At 73.4% G+C, this 22894-nt stretch carries 20 protein-coding genes and 1 pseudogene; 15 read left to right on the plus strand and 6 right to left on the minus strand.

All coding sequences use genetic code 11. The features are described 5' to 3' along the window. Positions 1 to 226: 226 nt before the first annotated feature. The 3 genes from ABZ873_RS29505 to ABZ873_RS29515 all read right to left on the minus strand — a co-directional run bounded on the left by ABZ873_RS29505 (position 227) and on the right by ABZ873_RS29515 (position 5177). Positions 227 to 1849: a PucR family transcriptional regulator gene (locus tag ABZ873_RS29505; RefSeq protein WP_360878257.1), complete on the minus strand. Its 1623-nt coding sequence runs from the start codon at positions 1847 to 1849 to the stop codon at positions 227 to 229. Positions 1850 to 1871: 22 nt separating this feature from the next. Beyond that, a complete protein-coding gene (locus tag ABZ873_RS29510) occupies positions 1872 to 3257 on the minus strand; it encodes an FAD-binding oxidoreductase (RefSeq protein WP_360878259.1) in 1386 nt (461 codons plus the stop codon). 108 nt (positions 3258 to 3365) lie between these two features. Further along, positions 3366 to 5177: a glycoside hydrolase family 15 protein gene (locus tag ABZ873_RS29515; protein ID WP_360878309.1), complete on the minus strand. Its 1812-nt coding sequence runs from the start codon at positions 5175 to 5177 to the stop codon at positions 3366 to 3368. Between the two features lie 499 nt (positions 5178 to 5676). Here ABZ873_RS29515 and ABZ873_RS29520 point away from each other — a divergent pair, with 499 nt between their 5' ends. The 13 genes and pseudogenes from ABZ873_RS29520 to ABZ873_RS29580 all read left to right on the plus strand — a co-directional run bounded on the left by ABZ873_RS29520 (position 5677) and on the right by ABZ873_RS29580 (position 20098). After that, entirely contained in the window at positions 5677 to 7311 is a 1635-nt protein-coding gene (locus ABZ873_RS29520) for a CTP synthase (RefSeq protein WP_360878262.1), read from the plus strand. Between the two features lie 82 nt (positions 7312 to 7393). After that, complete coding sequence (locus ABZ873_RS29525; protein WP_360878265.1) at positions 7394 to 8026, plus strand: NUDIX hydrolase; 633 nt, start codon at positions 7394 to 7396, stop codon at positions 8024 to 8026. A gap of 296 nt (positions 8027 to 8322) precedes the next feature. Further along, on the plus strand, positions 8323 to 10299 hold the full coding sequence (locus tag ABZ873_RS29530) for a tetratricopeptide repeat protein (protein WP_360878268.1): 1977 nt from the start codon (positions 8323 to 8325) through the stop codon (positions 10297 to 10299). 153 nt (positions 10300 to 10452) lie between these two features. Next, the gene (gene ald / locus ABZ873_RS29535; protein WP_360878271.1) at positions 10453 to 11568 is read left to right on the plus strand and encodes an alanine dehydrogenase; all 1116 of its coding nucleotides are present in this window, start codon (positions 10453 to 10455) and stop codon (positions 11566 to 11568) included. Positions 11569 to 11936: 368 nt separating this feature from the next. After that, positions 11937 to 13055 carry a ParA family protein gene (locus ABZ873_RS29540; RefSeq protein ID WP_360878274.1) on the plus strand — a complete coding sequence of 373 codons (1119 nt, stop codon included), beginning with the start codon at positions 11937 to 11939 and terminating at the stop codon, positions 13053 to 13055. Then, entirely contained in the window at positions 13040 to 13573 is a 534-nt protein-coding gene (locus ABZ873_RS29545; protein WP_360878277.1) for a hypothetical protein, read from the plus strand. Before ABZ873_RS29540 ends, ABZ873_RS29545 begins: the two co-directional genes overlap by 16 nt. A gap of 134 nt (positions 13574 to 13707) precedes the next feature. Next, a pseudogene (locus tag ABZ873_RS29550) lies at positions 13708 to 14505 on the plus strand (segregation/condensation protein A); the annotation flags it as partial. Further along, complete coding sequence (gene scpB, locus ABZ873_RS29555) at positions 14502 to 15143, plus strand: SMC-Scp complex subunit ScpB (protein WP_360878280.1); 642 nt, start codon at positions 14502 to 14504, stop codon at positions 15141 to 15143. The pseudogene ABZ873_RS29550 and the gene scpB, both read left to right, overlap by 4 nt. After that, complete coding sequence (locus ABZ873_RS29560) at positions 15143 to 16462, plus strand: pseudouridine synthase (RefSeq protein WP_360878283.1); 1320 nt, start codon at positions 15143 to 15145, stop codon at positions 16460 to 16462. The genes scpB and ABZ873_RS29560 overlap by 1 nt, the downstream gene beginning before the upstream one ends. A gap of 147 nt (positions 16463 to 16609) precedes the next feature. Further along, a complete protein-coding gene (gene pnuC / locus ABZ873_RS29565) occupies positions 16610 to 17218 on the plus strand; it encodes a nicotinamide riboside transporter PnuC (RefSeq protein ID WP_360878286.1) in 609 nt (202 codons plus the stop codon). Next, complete coding sequence (locus tag ABZ873_RS29570) at positions 17215 to 18294, plus strand: AAA family ATPase (RefSeq protein ID WP_360878289.1); 1080 nt, start codon at positions 17215 to 17217, stop codon at positions 18292 to 18294. Before pnuC ends, ABZ873_RS29570 begins: the two co-directional genes overlap by 4 nt. 26 nt (positions 18295 to 18320) lie before the next feature. Next, positions 18321 to 19079 carry an NUDIX domain-containing protein gene (locus ABZ873_RS29575; RefSeq protein WP_360878312.1) on the plus strand — a complete coding sequence of 253 codons (759 nt, stop codon included), beginning with the start codon at positions 18321 to 18323 and terminating at the stop codon, positions 19077 to 19079. After that, positions 19076 to 20098 carry an ADP-ribosylglycohydrolase family protein gene (locus ABZ873_RS29580; protein WP_360878292.1) on the plus strand — a complete coding sequence of 341 codons (1023 nt, stop codon included), beginning with the start codon at positions 19076 to 19078 and terminating at the stop codon, positions 20096 to 20098. Before ABZ873_RS29575 ends, ABZ873_RS29580 begins: the two co-directional genes overlap by 4 nt. 68 nt (positions 20099 to 20166) lie before the next feature. On the opposite strand, the gene ABZ873_RS29585 is transcribed toward ABZ873_RS29580, so the two are convergent. From ABZ873_RS29585 to ABZ873_RS29595, 3 genes are all read right to left on the minus strand, one after another. Further along, on the minus strand, positions 20167 to 20847 hold the full coding sequence (locus tag ABZ873_RS29585) for a nucleotidyltransferase domain-containing protein (protein ID WP_360878295.1): 681 nt from the start codon (positions 20845 to 20847) through the stop codon (positions 20167 to 20169). A 98-nt stretch (positions 20848 to 20945) separates the two neighbouring features. Further along, complete coding sequence (locus tag ABZ873_RS29590) at positions 20946 to 21413, minus strand: Rieske (2Fe-2S) protein (protein ID WP_360878298.1); 468 nt, start codon at positions 21411 to 21413, stop codon at positions 20946 to 20948. Positions 21414 to 21494: 81 nt separating this feature from the next. Then, positions 21495 to 21836: a DUF952 domain-containing protein gene (locus tag ABZ873_RS29595; RefSeq protein ID WP_360878301.1), complete on the minus strand. Its 342-nt coding sequence runs from the start codon at positions 21834 to 21836 to the stop codon at positions 21495 to 21497. 137 nt (positions 21837 to 21973) lie between these two features. Between ABZ873_RS29595 and ABZ873_RS29600 the strand changes: the two genes are divergently transcribed. Further along, positions 21974 to 22429 carry a YidB family protein gene (locus ABZ873_RS29600; RefSeq protein ID WP_360878304.1) on the plus strand — a complete coding sequence of 152 codons (456 nt, stop codon included), beginning with the start codon at positions 21974 to 21976 and terminating at the stop codon, positions 22427 to 22429. A 158-nt stretch (positions 22430 to 22587) separates the two neighbouring features. Beyond that, positions 22588 to 22894 (plus strand): NAD(P)-binding domain-containing protein (locus ABZ873_RS29605; protein WP_360878306.1); only part of this gene is annotated, 307 nt, incomplete at its 3' end.

The raw sequence follows: 22894 nt of genomic DNA on the forward strand, positions 1-22894 counted from the left end.
GAAGAAGACCAGCGCCACGGACGCCGCCGAGGGCGCGCCCGCGCCACCGCTCCGGGGCTCCGCCCCGCACCCCGCGCCTCAAGCGCCGGCGGGGCTGAAAGATCGGGGCTCCGCCCCGGACCCCGCGCCTCGAGCGCCGGCGGGGCTGGAATTGTGCGCGGTGGCGCTGGATGTGCGGGGCGCTGCCCCGGGCCCGCGTCGGCGAGGCCGCGCCCCCGCCGGGGTGTTACGTCGGCCCCGCGTGCCGGCGGGCGCGGAGGGCCAGGCTCAAGGAGAGGACCGTTTCCGGGTCGTCCAGGTCCGTGCCCAGGAGCTCCGCGATGCGCGCCAGGCGGTTGTAGAGGGTCTGGCGGTTCAGGTGGAGCTCGCGCGCCGTTTCCGCCTTGCGGCCCGCGTGGGCCAGGTACGTCTCCAGCGTCGGCAGGAGCGGCGGCCGCGAGGCGGCGTCGTGCGTGCGCAGCGGACCGATCGCGCGGTCCACGAACGCCGCCAGGTCCGGATGCTCGCGCAGCCGCCACAGCAGCAGATCGATGTCCAGCCGCCGCGCGTCGTACCACGGCCGCGCCGGCAGCCCGTGCGCCGCCGTCGCCGTCTCCGCGGCGTGCCGCAGCCCCGAGGAGGCCGCCGCCCAGCCGCCCGCGACCCCCACCACCACCGCCGGAGGCGCCGCCGCCCGGTCCAGCCCCGCCCGCTCCACACCCGCCCGCAGCGCCGCCGACACCCGGTCGGCCACCGCCGTCCGCTCCGACTCCGCCCGCAGCGACACCAGCAGCGGCACCCGCCCCTCCACCGGCCGCACCCCGAGCAGCACCGGCACCCCGACCGAGGACAGCTCCTCCAGCACCGCCCGCGCCAGCACCGCCCAGTTCCCCGAAGGCCCGAGGTCCGCCGACAGCCGCATCACCACCGGCAGCAGCGGGCCGCCGCCCGGCCGGAAGCCCAGCACCCGCGCCTGCGCCGGCGCGTCCTCCGCCGAGATCCGGCCCTCCGCCAGATCGGTGAGGAAGTCGCCGCGCCCGCGCGCCGCCAGCTCCTCCTCCTGCCGCGCCTGCATCAGTACGACGGCCAGTACCCCCGCCGTCCGCTCCGCCGCCATCCGGTGCACCGGCAGCAGCGGCGCCGACACCCCGACCAGCACCACCCGCGCCCGCACCGAGCCCGAGCCGTGGCCTCCGCCCGGCACGTCGACGACCACCGTGTTCGCCGACGGCTCCGCCTCCCGCTGGCCGCGCAGGCCCTCCCACACCTGGAGCGGGTCCGCCCCCGGATCCCCCGCCGAGCTGGCCGCCGCGAACAGCAGCTGCCCGTCCGGGGTCTCCAGGAAGACCGGGTTCCCCGTGAAGTCCGCCAGGATCCGCAGCACCTGCGGGATGCCCCCACCGCCCAACAGGGCCTCCGTACACCGCCGGTGGACCTCCTCGGCCCGCTGGAGCAGGGCGTAGTGCCCGTTGACGATCTCGGTGTGGACCTCCTCCGTGACGGCCACGAAGGGGACCTCCCGGTGCAGCTGCACCAGCGGCAGCCCCGCCGAGCGCGCCGTCTCCACCAGGGTCGCGGGCAGCCGGGTGAAGCGCGGGCCCAGCTCGACGACCAGCGCGGCGATCCCCCGGTCCGCGAGGCGGCGTACGAAGGCCCGCTGCTCGGCGGGGCGGGTGCCGAGGCCGAGGCCCGTGGTCAGGAGCAGTTCGCCGCCCTTGAGCAGGGAGGCGATATTGGGGACCTCGCCCGCGTGCACCCAGCGCACCGTCCGGCCCAGCCGGTCCGCGCAGGCCACCACCTCCGGCAGCCCGCTGCGCAGCCCCGGCAGTTCCAGTGCCCGCTGAACGGTGATCCCGCCCTGGTTCTCCATGACGCGGGACGCTATCAGGGGGTCAGAGGGGGCGGATGTTGTGGTTGAAGCGGAAAACGTTGTCCGGGTCCCACTCCCGTTTCACCTGCCCCAGCCGCCGCATGTTCTCCTCGCCGAGCCCGGAGACCACCCGGTCCGCGCCCTCGTCCCCGGTGAAGTTGAGGTAGACCGCGCCGGTGCTCCACGGCCGCGCGTCCGCCCGTACCTCCTTGACCCACTGCCGGCAGCGCTCGTCGTCGGCCGGGTCTGCCCAGATGCCGAAGGGGTGCACCACCCAGGCCGCGTCCCGGTACGGCACCGGGTAGTCGGCCGGGCCGGAGGCGATCGCGCCGCCCTGCGGGAACAGGATGTGCTGGGTCCCCGTCGGCACCGGCATGGTCGCGGCCCGCGCGCAGTACACGTCCACGAAGGCGTCCGGGGCGCCGGTCAGGTACTCCGCCGACCAGTAGTTCCGCAGCCCCGGCGGATCGTCGATCATGCACTGGAGGTCGGCGTACGGGATGGCGGTGACCATCGCCGCCTCGTGCGGCAGCGCCAGCAGCGGCTCGGCCAGCTTGCGCATCCGCTCCTCCGGGCCCGCGTACGTCAGCAGCGCCGCGCACAGCAGCTTCCCGGCCAGGTGCGGGGGGACGAACGCGTCGTCGGGCGGGCCCGTCAGGTACAGCACCCCGCCCGCCGCCTCCACCGGCCCGCCCTCCACCAGGTCCCGGTAGGTACGCACCACCTCGGGGCCCTGCTCCGGCCGGTACAGCAGGAACGCGAGGGCCATGGCGGGCAGGTCGTGCAGCCGCAGGGTGAGCGCGGTGGCCACGCCGAAGTTCCCGCCGCCGCCGTGCAGGGCCCAGAACAGCTCGGGGTTCTCCTCGGAGGTGGCCTCCACCACCGAGCCGTCGGCGGTCACCAGCTCCACGCCCAGCAGGTTGTCCACGGCCAGCCCGCACTTGCGGTCCAGCCAGCCGCTGCCGCCGCCCAGCACGAAGCCGCCGACGCCGGTGGTGGAGGCCCGGCCGCCGGTGGTGGCCAGGGCGTACGGGGCGCAGGCCCGGTCCATGTGGCTCATCGTCGCCCCGCCCTCGACCCGGACCGCGTGGGCCCCGGGGTGGACGGTGACCTCGTGCATCCGGCGCAGGTCGACCACGAGCGCGCCGTCCCCGAGGGCGGAGCCGGCGACGCTGTGCCCGCCGCCGCGTACGGCGATCTTGAGGTCCAGGTCCCGGGCGAAGCGGACGGCGGTGGCCACGTCCTCGGCGCTCTCGCACTGGGCGATGACGGCCGGTCTGCGGTCGATCATCGCGTTGAAGACGGCCCGGGCCTCGTCGTACCCGGGATCCTCCGGGGCGTACACCGCGCCGGACAGATCCTCGCGGAGCGCGGTCAGCGCCGTATGGGCCTTCGAGAGGGGAGCCATGGCTGCCCCCTTCCACCGGACGGAGGGCGGGGAACCCTTCCAGCCTAGGCGGACCGGATCACCGGGGCGCGGTGAACTCCCGCCGCGCCCCGGTGATCCCGGCGGCCGTCAGCCGCCGTACGCGCCGCTCGCCGTCAGCCGCAGTGCCGTGTCGATCAGAGGGACGTGGCTGAACGCCTGCGGGAAGTTCCCGACCTGCCGCTGGAGGCGCGGGTCCCACTCCTCCGCCAGCAGGCCCAGGTCGTTGCGCAGCGCCAGCAGCCGTTCGAACAGCCGCCGCGCCTCGTCCACGCGGCCGATCATCGCCAGGTCGTCGGCCATCCAGAAGGAGCAGGCGAGGAAGGCTCCCTCGTCGCCCTCCAGGCCGTCGACACCGGCCTCCTCGCCGCTCGTCGGGTAGCGCAGGATGAAACCGTCGGCCGTGGACAGCTCGCGCTGGATGGCCTCGATGGTGCCGATGACCCGCTTGTCGTCCGGCGGCAGGAAGCCCATCTGCGGGATGAGCAGCAGGGAGGCGTCCAGCTCCTTCGACCCGTAGGACTGGGTGAAGGTGTTGCGTTCCTTGTCGTAGCCCTTCTCGCACACGTCCTGGTGGATCTCGTCGCGCAGCTCGCGCCAGCGCTCCAGCGGACCGTCCGCGTCGCCGCTCTCGATCAGCTTGATCGTGCGGTCCACGGCCACCCAGGCCATCACCTTCGAGTGCACGAAGTGCCGGCGGGGGCCGCGGACCTCCCAGATGCCCTCGTCCGGCTCGTTCCAGTGGGTCTCCAGGTAGCGGATCAGCTTGAGCTGGAGCAGGGAGGCGTAGTCGCTGCGGGCCAGGCCGGTCATATGGCCCAGGTGCAGGGCCTCGGTGACCTCGCCGTACACGTCGAGCTGGAGCTGGCCGGCGGCGCCGTTGCCGACGCGGACCGGGCGGGAGTTCTCGTAGCCCGGCAGCCAGTCCAGCTCGGTCTCGCCGAGCTCCCGCTCGCCCGCGATCCCGTACATGATCTGCAGGTTCTCCGGGTCGCCGGCCACCGCGCGCAGCAGCCACTCGCGCCAGGCGCGGGCCTCCTCGCGGTAGCCGGTGCGCAGCAGCGAGGAGAGGGTGATGGCGGCGTCCCGCAGCCAGGTGTAGCGGTAGTCCCAGTTGCGGACCCCGCCGATCTCCTCGGGCAGGGAGGTGGTCGGCGCGGCGACGATCCCGCCGGTCGGGGCGTAGGTGAGGGCCTTGAGGGTGATCAGCGAGCGGACCACGGCCTCCCGGTACGGCCCGTGGTAGGTGCACTGGTCGACCCACTCCCGCCAGAACTCGGCGGTGGACTCCAGCGCCGCCTCGGCGTCGGGAGCCTCGGGCGCGCCGCGGTGCGAGGGCTGCCAGCTGATGCTGAACGCCATGCGGTCGCCGGGCCCGACGGTGAAGTCGGAGTACGTGGTGAGGTCCTTGCCGTACGTCTGCGCCTCGGTGTCCAGCCAGACCGAGTCCGGGCCGGCGACCGCCACGGTACGGCCGTCGATCTTGTGCACCCAGGGCACGACCCGGCCGTAGCTGAAACGCATCCGCAGCGCCGAGCGCATCGGGACGCGCCCGCTGATGCCCTCCACGATGCGGATCAGCTGCGGCGCGTGGTCCTCGCGCGGCGGCATGAAGTCGATCACGCGGACACTGCCGCGCGGGGTGTCCCACTCCGACTCCAGCACCAGCGAGTCACCGCGGTAGCGGCGGCGGGTCGCGGCGGGGGCCTCGGCGCCCGCCGGGACCGCGGGGCCGATCCGCCAGAATCCGTGGTCCTCGGTGCCGAGGAGGCTCGCGAACACGGCATGGGAGTCGAAGCGTGGCAGGCACAGCCAGTCCACGGCTCCGTCCCGGCAGACCAGGGCAGCGGTCTGCATGTCCCCGATGAGTGCGTAATCCTCGATGCGCCCGGACACGTGCATCTCCAGTCGAACGGCCACGTCCGCCCCGAAGGGCGCTTGCAATGCGCGGTTGCGCGGTCTCCTGTGTACAGGCATCCCCGCGTGAGCCCATGATTCCGTATCCCGGCTCGGTGAGGCCGTCCGACGGACTGCCCGGCAGCGATGTGCGCAATATCCGAGCAGGATATGACGGCACCCTAGTGATCTCTACGCGCCCGCGGGCAATGAGGTTACGCCGAACGGGTGAGGGGCGCGGCTCCGGACACGCCGCACTTCGGCGCCCTGCTACCGGCCGTGCGCGGCGCGTGGCCGGAGGCGGACCGGTCCGGGCGCTGATAGGCTGGTACCCCGTGGACCGGTGGTCTGCCTGTGCGAATCAGGGGCCCCGAAACCGCAGCTTCGGCGCCCCCTGAGACCCCTTCCGGATCGACGGTGACCGGCGCCGGATGCACCCTCACCTCGCGACCACGGGAGCCCCCTCTTGGCGACGCCGCCCGCTGCTTTCCGAAACAGCACAGCCATGACGACCAAGCACATCTTCGTCACCGGGGGTGTCGCTTCCTCCCTCGGCAAGGGCCTGACGGCCTCCAGCCTGGGTGCGCTCCTGAAGGCGCGTGGTCTGCGGGTCACGATGCAGAAGCTCGACCCCTACCTGAACGTCGACCCGGGCACGATGAACCCGTTCCAGCACGGCGAGGTGTTCGTCACCAACGACGGCGCCGAGACCGACCTGGACATCGGCCACTACGAGCGCTTCCTCGACGTCGACCTCGACGGCTCGGCCAACGTCACCACCGGCCAGGTCTACAACACGGTCATCGCCAAGGAGCGCCGCGGCGAATACCTCGGTGACACCGTGCAGGTCATCCCGCACATCACCAACGAGATCAAGCACCGCATCCGCCGCATGGCCACCGACGACGTCGACGTCGTCATCACCGAGGTCGGCGGCACCGTCGGCGACATCGAGTCACTGCCCTTCCTGGAGACCGTCCGCCAGGTCCGCCACGAGGTCGGCCGCGACAACGTCTTCGTCGTGCACATCTCGCTGCTGCCCTACATCGGCCCCTCCGGCGAGCTCAAGACCAAGCCCACCCAGCACTCCGTCGCCGCCCTGCGCAACATCGGCATCCAGCCCGACGCCATCGTGCTGCGCGCCGACCGCGACGTGCCCACCTCCATCAAGCGCAAGATCTCGCTGATGTGCGACGTGGACGAGGCGGCCGTGGTCGCGGCCATCGACGCCAAGTCGATCTACGACATCCCGAAGGTCCTGCACACCGAGGGCCTGGACGCGTACGTCGTGCGCAAGCTCGACCTGCCCTTCCGCGACGTGGACTGGACCGTCTGGGAGGACCTGCTCGACCGCGTCCACAACCCCGACCACGAGGTCAAGGTCGCGCTCGTCGGCAAGTACATCGACCTGCCCGACGCCTACCTGTCGGTGACCGAGGCGCTGCGCGCCGGCGGCTTCGCCAACAAGGCCCGCGTCCAGATCAAGTGGGTCACCTCCGACGACTGCAAGACCCCGGCCGGCGCCGCCGCCGTGCTCGGCGACGTGGACGCGATCTGCGTGCCCGGCGGCTTCGGCGACCGCGGTGTCAACGGCAAGGTCGGCGCGATCACCTACGCCCGCGAGAACAGGATCCCGCTGCTCGGCCTGTGCCTGGGCCTGCAGTGCGTGGTCATCGAGGCCGCGCGCAACCTCGGCGGCATCGAGGACGCGAACTCCACCGAGTTCGACGCCTCCACCGCGCACCCGGTCATCTCGACCATGGAGGAGCAGCTGGCCTTCGTCGAGGGCGCGGGCGACCTGGGCGGCACCATGCGCCTCGGCATGTACCCGGCGAAGCTCGCCGAGGGCTCCATCGTGCGCGAGGTCTACGGCGACCAGGCGTACGTGGACGAGCGCCACCGCCACCGCTACGAGGTCAACAACGCCTACCGTTCCGAGCTGGAGAAGACGGGCCTGGTCTTCTCGGGCACCTCCCCGGACAACAAGCTCGTCGAGTACGTCGAGTACCCGCGCGAGGTGCACCCCTACCTGGTGGCCACCCAGGCCCACCCGGAGCTGCGCTCCCGCCCGACCCGCCCCCACCCGCTCTTCGCGGGCCTGGTCAAGGCGGCCGTGGAGCGGCAGCAGTCCGCGAAGTGAGCGGCTGACCGCCTACCGTAGACGGCCGGGGTACGGAAAGATCCGTACCCCGGCCGTCGCGCGTCGTGGAGGACTTCGGGGAATGAACATCAAGGACACGCCGGAACACTGGGAGACCCTGTCGAGCGCGCGGCCGTTCCAGGGCGCCAAGACGGCGGTGAACTCCGACGAGGTCCGCATGCCGGACGGCTCGGTGGCCCGCCGCGACTACCAGGTGCACCCCGGCTCGGTGTGCGTACTGGCCCTGGACGAGCGGGGCCGCGTCCTGGTCCTCAGCCAGTACCGGCACCCGGTGCGGCGGCGGCTGTGGGAGCTGCCCGCCGGCCTGCTGGACGTGCCCGGCGAGAACCCGCTGCTCGGGGCCCAGCGCGAGCTGTACGAGGAGGCCCACGTCAAAGCCGAGGACTGGCGGGTCCTCACCGACTTCTACGCCTCGCCCGGCGGCTCCGACGAAGCGATCCGGGTCTTCCTCGCGCGCGGCGTCTCCGACGCGGACGGCGAGCGCTACGCCGAGACCGGGTCGGAGGAGGCGGACATGGAGGTCACCTGGGCCCCGCTCGCCGACCTGGTACGGGCCGTGCTCGCGGGCGAGCTGAGCAACCCGGGCCTGGTCGCGGGCGTGCTCGCCCTCTCCGCCGCCCTCGCCTCGGACACCGGCCTCGACGGCCTGCGCCCCGGCCTCGCCCCGTGGCCGGCCCGGCCGTACGAGGTCTAGGCCCGGGGCCTCACGAGGTCCGGCCCCGGGGCAGTACGCGCACCGGCCCGGGGTCGTACGAGGGTCGGGCGCGGGCGGTTCCGTCCGCGCCCGGGATTGAGCCGCGGGGTCCGGGGCAGAGCCCCGGGGACGACGGAGGACGGGCGGGGGACGGGCCCCGCGCGGCGTCCGGGCCGCGCGGGAACAATCCGACCATCCGCTGATCCGATTGGGGGATTTACCCGCCGCGCTCCCCCCGGACCGTCGCTCTGCGTGAACTACGCTCGCAGTCCGGAGGCAGGGAGAGGAGCGGATCCGTGACGGATTTCGTCGGGCGGCGGCGTGAGCTCAAAGAGCTCCGCGAGGACATCGCCCGGACCGGGCTCGACACCCTCTCCGGCCGCAAGGCCAAGGCGCCCCGCGCCCGGGTCCTGCTCGTCGCCGGGCGCCCCGGCTCGGGGCGGACCGCCCTCGCCGAGGCGTTCGTACGCGAGGTGGCCGAGGACTACCCCGACGGGGTGCTGCGCACCCGCCTCACCGCCCCCGGCGGCGAGACCCTCGACACCGAACGGGCCGTGCGCGGGCTGCTGGAGGGCCTGGGTCGGCGCACCCCGCCCGGAGCCGGCGAGGACGAGCTGAGCTCGGCGCTGCGCACCGCGCTCAAGGGCCGCCGGGCGATCATCCTCATCGACGACGCCGCCGACCCGCACCAGGTCGACGCCCTGCTGCCGGACACCCCCGAGTGCCTGGTCGTCGTCACCGCCGAGGGCCCCCTCACCGGTATCCCCGACGTACGGCCCTGCACCCTCGGCGGGCTCGACCCGCAGTCCGCCGTGGACGTGCTCGCCGGCCGCATCGGGGACACCCGGATCAGCGCCGACCCCCGGGCCGCCGAGACCCTGGCCGAGGCGTGCGGGGGGCAGCCCGCCGCGCTGGCCCTCGTCGGCGGCTGGCTCGCCGCCCGCCCCAAGGCCGCCGTGGCCGATGTGGCCAAGCAGCTGCACGACATGCCGGCCGTCGCGGGCGGGCCGCTGGCGCGTGGCTTCCGGCTGGTCTACGACTCCCTGCCGCAGCCCGCCCAGCGCACCCTGCGGCTGCTGCCGCTCGCCCCCGCCGGGCTCATCGACTCGCACACCGCCTCCGCGCTGGCCGGCTGCTCCGTGGCCGCCGCGCAGTCCACCCTCGACGACTTCGCCGGGCTCGGGCTCGTCCGCCACGCGCAGGACGGCCTCTACCTGCTGCCGGGCTGCCTCGCGCCCCTGCTCCAGGCGCTGCTGGAGGCCAAGGAGCGCCCTGCCGAGGTGCAGCTGGCCCGGGCCCGGATGCTGGAGCGCACCGTACGGCTGCTGCACTCCTGCCGGGCCATGGCCGCCGCCGAGGGGCCCGACCTGGAGGACGACCTCCGGGAGCTGATGGACGGCCTGCCGCGCGCGCTGCGCTTCCCCGACCGGCGGGCCGCCGCCACCTGGCTGGACACCCGGCTGCCCGCCCTGAACGCCGCCGCCACCCTGGCGGTGGCCGACGGGGAGCTGGACACCCTGGCCCGCCGGCTCGTCGCTGCCCTGGTACGGGCCCTGGCGGAGCACCGGGGCACCGCCGAGGCGGCCTCCGAGCTGTACGGGCTGCACCGCCTGGTGCTGGACGTGGCCGAGCGGCGCGGGCTGCACCGCGAGCAGGCCGCCGCCCTGCTGAACCTGGCCGACCTGGACGCCGAGACGGGCCGCACCCCGGAGGCCCTGGAGCGCTACCGGGCCGCGCTGGACGCGGGGCGGGCCGCGAAGGACCCGTACGCGATCGGCCGCGCGATGGAATCCGTAGGCGGCGCCTACCAGGAGCTGACCGACTGGCACCGGGCCTCCGACTGGTTCGGCCGGGCCCTCGCCCACGCCCTGTCGCGCGGGGAGCGGGCGGACGAGGCCCGGCTGTACGGGCGGCTCGGGAACGTCCACACCTACGCGGGCCGGTACGGGGACGCCCTGCGCAGCTGGCGGGCCGCGGCGGCGGGCTACCGCAAGCTGGCGGACGTACCGGGCCAGGCCAAGGCGCTGAGCGAGATGGCGCGGGTCCAGGAGTACGCCGGCCGGCCCGAGGAATCCCTGCACACCTGCCGCGAGGCGGTGGAGCTCGCACGCCGGGCCGGGGACCAGCGGCTTCAGGCCGCGCTGCAGGTCAGGCTGGCCGACACGCTGGACAGGCTGGGTGATCCGGCGGCCGCCCGGCTGCACCGGTCCGCAGCCGACAGACTGCTGGGAGATGACCCTGCGGCCTGCGAAATCCGTAGTGGATCCGACTGAGATTATTGGTTTGCAAGGCTAGACAGCGAGTCGTCCTTCATTAAACTGGGTTCACCACGTCATCTCGTGGTGCATCCCGTTGCGCGTACTTGTGGGCGGGTATGTATGGAAGTGCCCCGTTAAATCCCCCCGAGTCAAGGACCGTGATCGACGATGAAGGTCGGCATCCCCCGCGAGGTCAAGAACAACGAGTTCCGGGTCGCCATCACGCCCGCCGGCGTGCATGAGCTGGTCCGCAACGGCCACCAGGTCTTCATCGAGCAGAACGCCGGTGTCGGCTCCTCGATCACGGACGCCGAGTACGTCGCCGCCGGTGCCGAGATCCTCGGTACCGCCGACGAGGTCTGGGCCATCGCCGACCTGCTGCTCAAGGTCAAGGAGCCGATCGCGGAGGAGTACCACCGTCTCCGCAAGGACCAGACGCTCTTCACCTACCTGCACCTGGCGGCCTCCCGCGAGTGCACGGACGCCCTGCTGGAGTCCGGCACCACCGCGATCGCCTACGAGACGGTGGAGACGATCACCCGCGCGCTCCCGCTGCTCGCCCCGATGTCCGAGGTCGCGGGCCGCCTGGCCCCGCAGGTCGGCGCCTACCACCTGATGCGCTCGGCCGGCGGCCGCGGCGTGCTCCCGGGCGGTGTCCCCGGCACCCACGCCGGCGAGTGCGTGGTCATCGGCGGCGGCGTCTCCGGCTGGAACGCCGCGCAGATCGCCATCGGCATGGGCTTCCACGTGACCCTGCTCGACCGCGACATCAACAAGCTCCGCGAGGCCGACAAGATCTTCGGCACGAAGATCAAGACCATCGTCTCCAACGCCTACGAGCTGGAGAAGGCCGTCGTCGAGGCCGACCTCGTCATCGGCGCCGTCCTGATCCCGGGTGCGAAGGCCCCGAAGCTGGTCACCAACGAGCTCGTCGCCAAGATGAAGCCCGGAAGTGTCCTTGTCGACATCGCGATCGACCAGGGCGGCTGCTTCGAGGACTCCCGTCCGACCACCCACGCCGAGCCGACCTTCCAGGTCCACAACTCGGTCTTCTACTGCGTCGCCAACATGCCGGGCGCGGTGCCGAACACCTCCACCTATGCGCTCACCAACGCCACGCTGCCCTACATCGTGCAGCTCGCGAACCTCGGCTGGGCCGAGGCGCTGCGCCGTGACGCCGCGCTCGCGCTGGGCCTCAACACCCATGACGGCAAGGTCGTTTACGGCCCGGTCGCCGAGGCCCACGGCCTGGAGAAGCTGGAGCTGAGCTCGCTCCTCGGCTGAACCGTCAACGACTGACGTCAATCTCACGTATCCGGCCGGACCTTGCCCGCAAGGTCCGGCCGGACGCGTTCGCGGCGCGGTCCCCGATCCGGCTCAACTCGCCTCGAACGTAACCCTTTAACCCTTTCGCACACCCGCGAAACTTCGCAGCGACACCTCGGACGCCCTTGACAGAGTGGTGTTCGGTTGCCGACACATCGTGCCGGGTCCGGCGGATTGTGTTGCCGCTGAGTGGTGACACGCCATAGAGTCGCCAACCGTCGGCATGGTGCCACGCTGACCTATCGATAAGTGTCCAGGTCACGTCCGAGGAGGTAAGACGACTTGTGAATGAGTCGACATTTACTTCTGGGGGTGGTCGAGCAGACATGCCTGAGCGGGGCCAGAGCCCTGCCGGGCTCGAAGCTGTCGGCTCCGTCGCAGTACGCACCTTCGCAAACCACCAGCACATGACGACGCCCCAAAAGAGCATGGACGGCCTAGACGTGAACTCCAGGGCCGGCGACCTGAGCGGCGACACGCCCACGGGACTCGCCGACTACGACAAGGTGCCCGAGGGGCACTTCTACGACCCCGACGCGGAGTACGAACCGGACCCCGAGTACGCGGCCACCCTCGCCCCCGACGCTGCCCGCCAGCGCCGTGAGCGGATCGGCCCGACCGGACGCCCGCTGCCGTACTTCCCGATCCCGGGTCCGCTGACCGACCACGGTCCGGCGAAGATCATCGCGATGTGCAACCAGAAGGGCGGCGTGGGCAAGACCACGTCGACCATCAACCTGGGTGCCGCACTCGCCGAGTACGGACGGCGGGTCCTGCTCGTCGACTTCGACCCGCAGGGCGCCCTGTCCGTGGGCCTCGGCGTGAACCCGATGGAACTCGACCTGACGGTCTACAACCTGCTCATGGAGCGGGGCATGTCGGCGGACGAGGTGCTGCTCAAGACGGCGGTCCCCAACATGGACCTGCTGCCGAGCAACATCGACCTGTCCGCCGCCGAGGTGCAGCTGGTCAGCGAGGTCGCGCGCGAGTCGACCCTCCAGCGGGCCCTCAAGCCCCTGATGGCCGACTACGACTACATCGTGATCGACTGTCAGCCCTCGCTCGGCCTGCTGACCGTGAACGCCCTGACGGCGGCTCACAAGGTCATCGTCCCGCTGGAGTGCGAGTTCTTCGCACTGCGCGGTGTGGCGCTGCTGACCGAGACCATCGAGAAGGTGCAGGAGCGGCTCAACCCCGAGCTGGAGCTCGACGGCATCCTCGCCACGATGTACGACTCCCGCACGGTGCACAGCCGCGAGGTGCTGGCGCGTGTCGTCGAGGCGTTCGACGACCACGTCTACCACACGGTCATCGGCCGGACGGTGCGCTTCCCGGAGACCACGGTCGCCGGTGAGCCGATCACCACGTACGCCTCCAACTCCGTCGGCGCCGCCGCCTACCGCCAGCTCGCCAGGGAGGTGCTCGCCCGGTGTCACGCCGAGTGAGTCTGCCCGGAGCCGACGAACTGTTCCGTACGACCGGTGGGATGGCGCTCCAGTCGTCCACGCCGCGCCGCGGGGGCGAGGAGGCGGCCGCCGCGGACCACTCGGCCGCGCCGGCCGGGGGCCCGGCGGGCGAGGGCCGCAGCCGGGAGGCTGAGGCCGGCACGGAGGCGGGCGGCCCCGTCGTGGGGCAGCCGCGGCGACCGCAGGAAGGTTCTGCCGGACCGGCGGGACCGGCCGGGCCGGCCGCACCGGGCGGAGCCGCCCGGCGCGGCAAGGGCCAGGGCCGCGGCGCGAACCGGCGGCCCAGCGGGCGCGAACGGCACGACGAGAAGATCACGGTCTACGTCTCCGCCGAGGAGCTGATGGACCTCGAACACGCACGCCTGGTGCTCCGCGGGGAGCACGGGCTGGCCGTCGACCGCGGCCGCATCGTCCGCGAGGCGGTGGCGGTGGTCCTGGCCGACCTGGAGTCCCGCGGGGACGCGAGCATCCTGGTCCGCCGCCTGCGCGGCCGCTGACCCGCCCCGCACCCACCCTTCACCGAGAGGCCGCCGACGTCCGCGTCGGCGGCCTCTCGCCGTGCCCCTCTCCCGTACCCTGGACCGCCATGCCCCCCGAACACGACGCCGCCCCCGCGGAGGACCGGGCCCCCGGGGACGGGCGGTTCACCCTGCGGCTCGACAACTTCGAAGGCCCCTTCGACCTGCTGCTCCAGCTGATCTCGCGGCACAAGCTCGACGTCACCGAGGTCGCGCTGTCCCGGGTCACGGACGAGTTCATGGCGTACATCCGGGCCATGGGGCCCGACTGGGACCTCGACCAGACCACCGAGTTCCTGGTCGTCGCCGCCACCCTGCTCGACCTCAAGGCCGCCCGGCTGCTCCCGGTCGCCGAGGTGGAGGACGAGGGCGACCTCGCCCTGCTGGAGGCCCGCGACCTGCTCTTCGCCCGGCTGCTCCAGTACCGCGCCTACAAGCGGATCGCGGAGATCTTCGAGGACCGGGCCGAGGCGGAGGGCCGGCGCCACCCGCGCACCGTGGGGCTGGAGCCGCACCACGCCGACCTGCTGCCCGAGGTCGTCATCAGCATCGGCGCCGAGGGCTTCGCCCGGCTCGCCGTGAAGGCCATGCAGCCGAGGGCCAGGCCGCAGGTGTACGTGGACCACATCCACGCCCCGCTCGTCAGCGTGCGGGAGCAGGCCGCGCTCGTGGTGCGCATGCTGAAGGCGCGCGGCGAGGCCACCTTCCAGGAGCTCACCGAGGACGCCGGGGACACCCTCACCGTCGTGGCCCGCTTCCTGGCCCTGCTGGAGCTCTACCGGGAGAAGGCGGTCGCCCTCGACCAGGAGGACGCCCTGCGGACCCTCACGGTGCGCTGGAGCGGCGGGGACGGCGACGGCGTACCGGCCGTGACCGACGAGTTCGACCGGATCGTGGAGGCGAAGGATTGAACGGCGACACCGGCGCGGTGGCCGCGCTGGACCTCAAGCCGGCCCTGGAGGCCGTACTGATGGTCGTGGACGAGCCCGCCACGGAGACCCACCTCGCCAAGGTGCTGCACCGCACCCCGCGCGAGGTCGCGGACGCCCTGCGCGAGCTGGCCGACGAGTACACGGCCGCGGGCCGCGGGTTCGAGCTGCGGCTCGTCGCGGGCGGGTGGCGGTTCTACAGCCGGGCCGAGTACGCGCCGGCCGTGGAGGGCTTCGTCCTGGACGGCCAGCAGGCCCGGCTCACCCAGGCGGCGCTGGAGACCCTGGCGGTGGTCGCGTACCGCCAGCCGGTGAGCCGGTCGCGGGTCTCCGCGGTGCGCGGAGTGAACTGCGACGGGGTCATGCGGACCCTCCTCCAGCGGGGTCTGGTGGAGGAGGCGGGGACGGAACCCGAAACAGGTGCGATCCTATACAGGACGACGAACTACTTTCTGGAGCGGATGGGCCTGCGCGGCCTGGACGAGCTCCCGGAGCTCGCGCCCTTCCTCCCCGAGGCGGACGCGATCGAAGCCGAGACGCAAGAAGGTGTGCCGTCGTTCGATCCGGACGCACCGTACGCGCCGGATACTTCTGAAGACGACAAGACGACGGAACTTTGATGCGAAGCAGCGGCAGCGGCAACGGCGGCAACAGGAACAGCGGCGGCGGAGGCGGCGGCGGGCGCGGTGGCGCCCGTGGCGGCTCCGGCGGCGGCGGTGGCTACCGCGGCGGTGGCTCCGGAAGCGGCTCGGGCGGCGGATACCGCGGCGGCAGCGGCTCCGGCGGCTCCGGTGGCGGCGGTGCCCGCGGCGGCTCCGGTGGCGGCGGCGGTGCCCGTGGCGGCTCCGGCGGCTACCGAGGCGGCCCGGGCGGCTCCGGCGGCGGCCAGGGCGCCCCGCGCGACCGCGACCGTGACCGCGACCAGGCCCCCCAGCGGCCCCGCAACCCGCGCCCCGAGGAGCGCCGCTACGACGTGGGCCCCGAGGGCGAGCGCACCCGCGGCGCCCGCGGTGACGCGGCCCGCGGCGGGGCCAAGGGCGGCCCCCGCACCTCCCGGACCCCCGGCATCGGCGGCGCCGGCGGCCCGCGCCGCGGTCCCGGCAGCCGCAGCGGCCAGTCCCGCCCGCGCGAGCTGGACGCGCGCATCGAGGAGCGCGTGCGCGACCGGTACGCCGACAAGCCCGTGATCAAGACGCCGAAGACCTTCCCGGGCGCCGAGCAGGAGGGCGAGCGGCTGCAGAAGGTCCTCGCCCGCGCCGGCATGGGCTCGCGCCGCGCCTGCGAGGAGCTGATCGAGCAGGCCCGTGTCGAGGTCAACGGCGAGATCGTGCTGGAGCAGGGCAAGCGCGTCCAGCCGAAGGACGAGATCAAGGTGGACGGTCTGACCGTCGCCACCCAGTCGTACCTGTTCTTCGCGCTGAACAAGCCCGCCGGCGTCGTCTCCACCATGGAGGACCCGGACGGCCGCCAGTGCCTGGGCGACTACGTCACCAACCGCGAGACCCGCCTCTTCCACGTCGGCCGGCTCGACACCGAGACCGAGGGCATCATCCTGCTCACCAACCACGGTGAGCTGGCCCACCGCCTCACGCACCCCAAGTACGGCGTGAAGAAGACCTACGTCGCCGCCATCACCGGCTCCCTGCCGCGCGACATCGGCAAGCGGCTCAAGGACGGCATCGAGCTGGAGGACGGCTGGGCCCGCGCCGACAACTTCCGCGTGCTGGACCAGGTCGGCAAGAACTACATGGTCGAGGTGACCCTCCACGAGGGCCGCAAGCACATCGTCCGCCGCATGCTGTCCGAGGCGGGCTTCCCCGTCGACAAGCTCGTCCGGACCTCCTTCGGCCCGATCGAGCTCGGCGACCAGAAGTCCGGCTGGCTGCGCCGCCTGACCAACACCGAGGTCGGCATGCTCATGCGCGAGGTCGGCCTGTAGGTCCGCCCACGCAGGACCGCCCACGCAGGACCGGCACCCTTCCGCGGACAGAGCCCGCGGCGCCCCACGGCGCCGCGGGCTTTTCCCTTGCCCCGGCTCCGCCCCCCTGTTTATAGTCACTATGACTATTAAGGGAGGGGGCCCGGTATGAACTGGACCTTGAGCTGGACCGAGGTGCTGGGCTTCGCCACCGGCGCCCTGTGCGTCTGGCTGGTGGCCCGCCAGCACATCGCGAACTGGCCCATCGGCATCGCCAACAACATCTTCTTCGTCGTGCTCTTCACCCAGGCCGGCCTCTACGCCGACGCCGGGCTCCAGATCGTCTTCATCGCCCTCGCCGCGTACGGCTGGTGGTCCTGGACCCACGGGGGTGGACCGGGAAGCACCGAAGCCCTCCCGGTGCGCCGCACCACGCGCACCGAATGGCTCTGGCTGGCCGCGGCGGGGGCGGTGGCGACAGCCGGCCTGACCCTGCTGCTCTCCCGCGCCACCGACTCCACCGTCCCCTTCTGGGACGCCGCCACCACCGCCCTCTCCCTCGCCGCGACCTACGGCCAGTGCCGCAAGCTCGTCGAGTCCTGGTGGCTGTGGATCGCCGCCGACCTCGTCTACGTCCCGCTGTACGCCTACAAGGGGCTGCACCTCACCGCCCTGCTCTACGTGGGCTTCCTCGCGCTGTGCGTCCTCGGCCTGCGCGACTGGCGGCGTACGCTCACGCAGCGCACCGCCCCCGCCGCCCTGGAGGCGACCGTATGAGGCGCTTCGGCCACGGGCTGGTGCTCGGCAAGTTCTACCCGCCGCACGCCGGCCACCACCACCTGGTGCGCACCGCCCAGGACCGCTGCGAGCGGCTGACCGTCCTGGTCTGCGCCGCCTCCGTGGAATCGGTGCCGCTCGCCGACCGCGTCGCCTGGATGCGGGAGGCGCACCCGGAGGCCGATGTCGTCGGGGCCGTGGACGACATCCCCGTCGACCTGCACGACCCGGAGATCTGGGAGGCCCATATGGCGATCTTCCGCGCCGCGGTCGGCCGTCCCGTGGACGCCGTCTTCACCTCCGAGGAGTACGGGACCGAGCTCGCGCGCCGGTTCGGCGCCGAGGAGGTCTGCGTCGACCCCGCCCGCACCCTCTTCCCGGTCTCCGGGACGGCCGTCCGCGCCGACCCCGCCGCCTGCTGGGACTACCTGGGCCCGGCCGTACGGGCCCGGCTCGCCCGGCGGATCGTGGTCCTGGGCGCCGAGTCCACCGGCACCACCACCCTCTCCCGGGACCTGGCCGCGCACTACCGGGCCCGCGGCGGCGTCTGGGCGGCCACCGGCTGGGTCGAGGAGTACGGGCGCCGCTACAGCGAGGAGAAGCTGGCCGCCGCGCGGGCCGCCGACCCCGGCGCCACCTGGGCGGAGGTCGCCTTCACCTCGGAGGAGTTCCCGCTGATCGCCCGCCGCCAGGACGCGGCCGAGGAGCGGGCGGCGCGCGCCGGCTCCCCGGTGCTCATCTGCGACACCGACTCCTTCGCCACCGGCATCTGGCACGAGCGGTACATGGGCGGCCGCAACGCCGAGGTCGAGCGGATCGCCGCCGGGCGTCCCCGGGACCTGTACCTGCTGACGGAGGACGCCGACGTGCCCTTCGAGGACGACGGGCTGCGGGACGGCCCCGAGCTGCGGCCCTGGATGACCGGCCGGTTCCGCGAGGAACTGGAGGCCACCGGCCGGCGCTTCCTGGCCGTGCGCGGCGACCGCGGGGCCCGGCTGGCCACGGCCGTCGCCGCCGTGGACGAACTGCTCGCGGAGGGCTGGCGGTTCGCCGACCCGCTGCCGGAGAACCGGTGAGCGGCGCGGCGGCACCGGGCCACGGCCTGCCCGCCCGCGACCCGCACGCGCATGACTCGTACGCCTACGACCCGCACGCCTTCGAGCCCTTCGCGGTGACCGTGGACCTCGCCGTGTTCACCGTACGGGCGGGCGCCCTGCACGTGCTGCTGATCCGGCGCGGCCGGGCACCGTACGCGGGGGACTGGGCGCTGCCCGGCGGCTTCCTCCTCCCTCGGGAGTCCGCCGAGGCGGCCGCCCGGCGCGAACTGGCCGAGGAGACCGGCCTGCCGGACCGGCTCGTCGCCGGACTCCGCCTGGACCAGCTGCGCACCTACAGCGAACCGGACCGCGACCCCCGGATGCGGGTGGTCTCCGTGGCCTTCACGGCGCTCGTCCCCGGCCTGCCGGAACCGGCCGCCGAGGGCGGCGGCGACGCCGACCGGGCCCGCTGGGTGCCCGTCGCCGAGGCCCGCGGCCTCGCCTTCGACCACGCGCAGATCCTGGCCGACGCCCGCGAACGCGTCGGCGCGAAGCTGGAGTACACCTGCCTGGCCACCGCCTTCTGCCCGCCCGAGTTCACCCTCGGCGAGCTGCACGCCGTCTACGAGACCGTCTGGGACACCGCCCTCGACCGCCCCAACTTCCGCCGCAAGGTGCTCGCCACCCCCGGCTTCGTGGAAGCCGTACCCGGCGCGGCCCGGCTCACCGGCGGCCGCGGCAAACCCGCCGCCCTCTACCGGCCCGGCCCGGCCACCACCCTGCACCCGCCCCTGCTCCGCCCCGTGGAAGGAACCCAGCGATGACGACGAGCACCCCGAAGCGCGCGGCCACCGGCGCCCTGATCGGCCTGGCCCTCGGGGACGCCCTGGGCTTCCCCACCGAGTTCAACGACGTGCCCCGGATCCTCGCCAAGACCGGCCCCTGGCGCCGGATGGAGCTGCCCCGCCCGGCGATCGTCACCGACGACACCCAGATGACCCTCGCCCTCGCCCGCGGCATCCGTACCGCCGCCGGACGCGGAGCGGTGGGCCCGCTGCGGCTGACCCGGCCGGTGCGCGAGGAGTTCGTCGAGTGGTACCAGTCGCCCGAGAACAACCGCGCCCCCGGCAACACCTGCCTGCGCGCCTGCTCCCTGCTCAAGCAGCCCGGACGGGACTGGCGCGAGGCCAGCCAGACGCACTCCAAGGGCTGCGGCGCCAATATGCGCGTCGCCCCCGTCGGACTCGTCCCCGGCTGGACCGACGAGGAACGGGCCGGCGCCGCCCAGCTCCAGTCCGCCCTCACCCACGGCCACCCCACCGCCCTCGCCGCCTCGGACCTGACCGCCCGGACCGTACGCCTGCTCGCCACCGGCACGGAGGTCACCGGGCTGGTCGGCCGGCTGCGCTCCTACGCCCTGGAGAACCGCACCCGCTACCACGAGCGCTGGCTCGGCGACCTCTGGATGCGCACCGGCTCCGACGCCTCGCCCGAGTCCTTCATCGCCCGCGGCTGGGACGAATGCCTCGCCGTGCTCGACCGGCTCGCCGCCGCGCTGCGCACCCCGTCCCCCGAGACCGACCCCTGCCTGACCACCGGCGACGGCTGGATCGCGGAGGAGGCCCTGGCCACCGCCCTGCAGTGCTTCCTGCTCTTCCCCGAGGAGCCGCTGCTCGCCCTGCGCCGCGCCGCCTGCACCCAGGGCGACTCCGACTCCCTGGCCTGCCTCGCGGGCGCCTTCGCGGGGGCCCACCTCGGGGCGGAGGTCTGGCCGCGCGCGTGGGAGGGCCGTATCGAGTACCGGGAGGAACTGCTCGCCTTCGGCTCCCTCTGGGACGCCTGACGGCCGGCCGGCCCCGCTGAGGAACCGATTCTTTACGAGGTCCGCTACGAGACCCGCTACGGGATCCGCTACGAGACCGACGCGCGCCGGGTGCGGACCAGGAAGTCCTGCACCCGCGTCCGGTCCGGCTCGGCGGGCAGCGGCGTACCGGCCAGCGCCCGGTCCGTCTCCTCCTGGAGGCGGGCCATCCAGGCGTCGACCTCGTCCCAGCCCAGCTCCCCGCGGCGGACCGCCAGCAGCCGGTCGCGGTAGGGGCCCGCGTCGACGGTGAGGCGGCCGCTGCGCAGCAGGTCACGGCAGGACAGCAGCAGGCGCAGCAGGTGCATGGCGTGCTTCCAGCGCGGGGCGCCGTGCACCCGCAGGTCCGCGAGGAGTTTGCCGCGCTGGGAGACGGCGTACCGGCTGAAGCTCACATGGGCGTGGCGGGAGAGGAAGGCCCCGCGCAGGGACAGCAGTTCCTCGCCGACCGGGGTGAGGTGTTCCACCAGGGGGGAGTGCAGGCACTCCAGGATGTTCGGGTTGGCCCGCAGGGCAAGCTCGCAGAAACGTTCCAGCTCCCAGGAGAACTGCTCCTCGCGCGGGCCCTCCACATGGGTGGGGGGCTTCTCGAACCGCCAGAACAGCGGCGTCGGGGCGAGGTAGACACCGCGCCGGTCGGTGTCGCTCGCCTCCGTCGCCAGCCCGAAGGCCCGGGAGCCCATCACGCACCGGTAGACCGTGTGGTCCCGTACCAGTGAAAGATCGTCCATTTTCGGGAGCCTACGGGACGGACCTCCGGGTATGCCGTCCCATTTTTCCCGGCCCGGCTTTCCCGGCCCCGCCTTCCCCGCCCGGCGGGAAGGCCGGGTCAGACCAGGGTGATGTTGCCGTCCGCCGCGACCTTGATCTTCTTCTCGGCGAGGCCCTTGGTGGCCGGGCCCTTCACCACGGCCCCGTCCGTGTCCTTGAACTCGCTGTTGTGGCAGGCGCAGTCGATCGTGCCGTCCGCCACCTTGGTCACCAGGCAGCCCTGGTGCGGGCAGACCGCCGTGAAGCAGCGGAAGGACCCGGCCGTGGGCTGGGTGATCACGACCTTCTCCTCCTTGAGGATCTTGCCGCCGCCCACCGGCACGTCCGCCGCCTTGGCGATGGTCTTCGCGCCGCCCGCCGCCGGGGCCGAACCGGCGGGGGAGGCGGGTGGCGTGGCCGCCCCCTGTTCGCCCTGCGACGCCTTGCCGCCGTCACCGCCGCCGCACGCGGTGAGCGCACCGCCCGCCACGGCGGCCGCGCCCGCCGCCAGTACCGTGCGCCGGGCGGTCTGCGTGAGGTCACTCATGGGTCTCTCCTCGCTCTGTGGCCGGATCAGCGTGCAGCATCCTGGCCTGCGACGGGCCTCGGGAGAAGCCTGCCGCGCCGGTTACGGTCCCGGCTCCCACGGTGCCAGTGAGGCCGGAGTGCCGGGTGTTCTTACGACCTCCCACACGCGGACCACGGCCTCCCGGTTCAACGCGCCGTGCACGTGTGGGTAGCGGCCGCCGGAATCACCCTCCCGGCGGACCTCGGCGGTCAGCGCCTCCTCGTCCAGCCCGACCGCCAGCAGGGTCCCCGGCACGGCGCGGTAGTGGGCGTCCGCGATCTCCAGGGCCGTCGCCCGGTCGGCCGAGCAGTGCACGAAGCCCTCGGAGCGCAGGGAGGAGGGGGCGTACGGGAGCCCGGGATCCGCGGTCCAGTCCGCGAGCGGGACGATGTGGAAGATCATGCCGATGGTTCTACCGCAGGGCGCGCGGGCGTGTGCGGCAAGTGGCGGCACTGTCCGCTTCGGGGGACATTGTCCGTGTCTCTCAGCCGGGTACGCGCGGACCGCGCGGCCCGGCCCCTCTGCGGAAGGGCAGGACCATGGCAGGAAACGACCTCGGCTCGCTCCTGGGCGGCCTCCTCGGCGGCGGCCAGGGCGGCCAGGGCGGCAGCGGCGGGGGCAATATCCTCGGCGCCCTCCTCGGCGCGCTCACGGGCGGGGCCGGCGGGAGCCACGCGCCCGGTTCGGCCCCGGGCTCCGGCGGCGGGAGCAACCCGCTCGGCGGCCTGCTCGACATGCTGGTCAAGTCCGGGCTCGCCGACCAGGCCCAGTCCTGGCTCGGCAGCGGCGACAACAAGCCCGTCAGCGGTGCGCAGATCGCGGAGGCGCTGCCGGACCGGACCCTCCAGCAGGTGGCCGACGAGGCCGGGGTCACCCCGGAGGCGGCGGCCGACCAGATCGCCCGGAGCCTGCCGACGGCCGTGGACCGGCTGTCCCCGCAGGGCCAGCTGCCGGCCGGCTCGCTGGAGGACATCATCCGGGCCCAGAAGCTCTGACCGGGCCCGCCACCGCGGTGCGGGGCCCGGCCGCCGTCCCACCGGACGGACGGCCGGGCCCCGCACCCGTGCGGGCTGACTAGGCTGTGACCGAAGATCGTCAGCCCCCGTCCGTCCGCACCCCGCGTCCCCGCGTCCCCGCACCCCTGGAGCATCCCGTGAGAACCGCCGTCGTCATCGGAACCGGACTGATCGGCACCTCCGCGGCCCTCGCCCTCGCCGCCCGCGGGATCACCGTGCACCTCACCGACCACGACCCGGACCGGGCCCGGACGGCCGCCGCCCTCGGCGCCGGCACCGACCAGGCGCCCGACGGGCAGGTCGACCTCGCGATCGTCGCCGTACCCCCCGCCCACGTCGCCGCCACCCTGGCCGACGCCATCGGGCGCGGCGCGGCGACCATCCCGCTCACCGTCAAGAACACCTCGGGGCGCAGCGAGCCGGTCTACATCTACAACCTGGGCA

This window comes from Streptomyces sp. NPDC047014 (assembly GCF_040644195.1).
Taxonomy (GTDB): Bacteria; Actinomycetota; Actinomycetes; order Streptomycetales; family Streptomycetaceae; genus Streptomyces.